We start from the raw sequence: 2,700 nt of genomic DNA, 5'->3' as shown, positions 1-2,700 counted from the left end.
GTGATCCTCATCACCCATGACCTGGAAGAGGCCATCGCGCTGGGTGACCGCGTGGTCGTGCTGTCCTCCGGCCCCGCCAGCCGCGTCGTGCGCAGCTTCGACGTGGACCTGGAGCGGCCGCGCAACGTGGCCGAAATCAAGCTGGACGAACGATTCACCGACCTGTACCGCGACATCTGGGCCTGCCTGCGCGGCGAAGTGGAGAAGAGCTATGCACGCCAAGACTGACAAATTCATCCAGCTGGCCCTGGTGGTCGCCGTGTTCGGCGGCTGGGAGGGCGGCATCGCGCTGGGCGTGATCGATCCGTTCTTCTTCCCCTCGCCAACGGCGATCGTGCAGCAGGCCTGGACCTGGCTGTCGGATACCTCGTTCTACCAGCACGTCTACATCACCCTGACCGAAACCGCGCTGGGCTACATCATCGGCACCGGGCTGGGCGTGGCAGGCGGCGTTTGGCTCGGCCTGAGCCGCCGTTCGGCACGCATCCTGGACCCCTTCATCAAGGGCTTCAATGCGATTCCGCGCGTGGTGCTGGCGCCGATCTTCGTGTTGTGGCTGGGCCTGGGGCTGTGGTCGAAGGTGGCGCTGGCGGTCACGCTGGTGTTCTTCACCACCTTCTTCAACGCCATGCAGGGCGTGCGCGAAGTGAACCCGGTGGTGCTGGCCAACGCCCGCATCCTCGGCGCAGGCCGCAGCGACCTGCTGCGCCACGTGTACTTCCCGGCGGCGGCCAGCTGGATCCTGTCCTCGCTGCGCACCTCGGTCGGTTTCGCCGTGGTCGGCGCGATCATCGGCGAGTACCTCGGTGCCTCGGCAGGGCTGGGCTACCTGATCGCCCAGGCCGAGGGCAACTTCAATGCCGTGGGCGTGTTCGCCGGCATCATCATCCTGGCCGCTTTCGTGCTGGTCATCGACGCATTGCTGGATGTGGTCGAGAACAAGATGATCACCTGGCGCCCGAACGCGCAGACGCAGGCCACCAGCTGAGCGCGGCCGCCTGAGCCCGCTTGCCGCGCCGCCGGGCTGATCCGGCGGCGCGCGCCTCCTTCCCCGATCTTCCCCCGCACCACCGCAACAGGCCAGCGCCAGGCCAGGGGGCCGGCTGGCCGGAGAGAAAGACCATGAACCATTCCACCGTGCTGCCGCCGGCAGCGCTGTCGGTCGCGCTTGGCCTGCTGTTGACCAGTGGCCATGCCGGCGCCCAGTCCACGTCGTCACCGCCTGCGCCACTGAGCCATGCCCAGCTCTCGCAACTGGTGCAGCAGCAGGCCGTGCAGATCCAGCAGCTGGAGGCGCGCCTGCGCGCTGTCGAGGGCGGGCAGGGCACTGCAGCCCCATCTTCGGCAACGGCGACGGCAACGCCTGCGGCTGCGGCTGCGCTGGAAACCCGGGTGGCCGCGCTGGAATCGGGCCAGTCGAAACAGCCCAAGGTGTCCTGGTCGAAGGGCGCGCCGGAGTTCAGCAGCGCCGACGGCAACGTCACCTTCCGGCCGCGCGGTCGCCTGTTTGTTGATGCCTCCAGCACCGACCGCTCCGCGGTGAACGATCGCAACCTCTCCGGCACCGAAATCCGTTCGGTGCGCCTGGGCGCCGAAGGACGTTACGGCATTCTCGGCTGGGCCGTGGAAGGCGATTTCGCCGACAACGACGTGGCCTGGAAATCGGTCTATGCCACCGTCGATCACCGCCTGTTCGGCCTGCCTGCAGACCTCACCGTCGGCAACCGCCTGAACGATCGCGGCATCGACGGCTCCAGCAGCACCTCCAACACGCCCTTCCAGGACCGCAACGTGGTGGGCACCTTGATGCTGCCGCAGCGCGGGCTGTTCGGTGTCGGCCTTACCGAGCGCGTGTACGGCAAGGGCTGGCACGCCAGCCTTTCGGTGGCGGGCAATGACCTCAACAACGCCGGCACCGACAACGACAGCCAGACCTGGGCCACGCGCGTGCACTGGAACCCAATCGAGAGCTCCACCGCGACGGTGCATCTGGGCGCATGGGCCTTCCACGAGGAGATCGCCGCCGGCGCCAGCAGCGTGGTGCGCAGCTCGGCCATCGCCGGGCATTTCAACGATCTGGTCAAGATCACCCCGGGCGCGCTGCTGGGCGCCGAGCGCAGCACCGGCTATGGCGCGGAGCTGGCGGGCTTCTTCGGCCCGGCCTGGGCGACGGGCGAGTGGGGCACGCGCAACCTGCGTGGCGCCGATGCCAGCGGTCGCTACGACCTTGACCACCAGGCCTGGGCCGTCTCGGCCGGCTGGTTCCTGACCGGTGCCATGCCAGCCTATTCGGGCAAGGCCGGCACCTGGGGCCGGGCGAAGGTGGCCGACCCGGTCACGCGCGGCGGCAGGGGCGCTTGGGAGCTGAAGGCACGCTATGAAGACGTGGATTACGCCGAACTGCCCAGCGGCGGTACCGGCCACGCGTGGACGCTGGGCACGAACTGGTACCTCAACGATTTCAGTCGCGTGATGTTCGAGGCCATCCGCTGGCAGACGAACAACCGCAGCGGCACCGGGCCAGGGAAGGACGAAGGCACCACCTTCAACACCCGCCTGCAGGTGGCGTTCTAGGCCAGCACTGCGCCCGCGCCCTGATCAGAGCAGCAGCAACGCCCCGATCAGCGCGGGCGGCATCACCAGCGCGCCGACCCGCAGGAAGTCGAGCGCGCTGACATGCTCGCCTTCGCGGCGCAGCGC

Annotated in this window: 2 protein-coding genes and 1 pseudogene; all 3 read left to right on the top strand. The window is 68.5% G+C overall.

Features of this window, described 5'->3' with window-relative positions; genetic code table 11:
* Positions 1 to 228, top strand: a pseudogene (locus AB4Y84_RS18755) (ABC transporter ATP-binding protein); the annotation flags it as partial.
* The gene (locus tag AB4Y84_RS18750) at positions 212 to 988 is read left to right on the top strand and encodes an ABC transporter permease (RefSeq protein WP_367785173.1); all 777 of its coding nucleotides are present in this window, start codon (positions 212 to 214) and stop codon (positions 986 to 988) included. The pseudogene AB4Y84_RS18755 and the gene AB4Y84_RS18750, both read left to right, overlap by 17 nt.
* Before the next feature lie 134 nt (positions 989 to 1,122).
* Positions 1,123 to 2,574 (top strand): OprO/OprP family phosphate-selective porin, encoded by a 1,452-nt coding sequence (locus tag AB4Y84_RS18745; protein WP_442243533.1) that lies wholly within the window; start codon positions 1,123 to 1,125, stop codon positions 2,572 to 2,574.
* Positions 2,575 to 2,700: the final 126 nt, after the last annotated feature.

It is taken from the genome of Stenotrophomonas sp. 2YAF22, assembly GCF_052114665.1.
Classification (GTDB): Bacteria; Pseudomonadota; Gammaproteobacteria; order Xanthomonadales; family Xanthomonadaceae; genus Stenotrophomonas; species Stenotrophomonas indicatrix.
The sequence above is the reverse complement of the archived record's forward strand: the minus strand, read 5'-3'. Positions and strand labels throughout refer to the sequence as shown.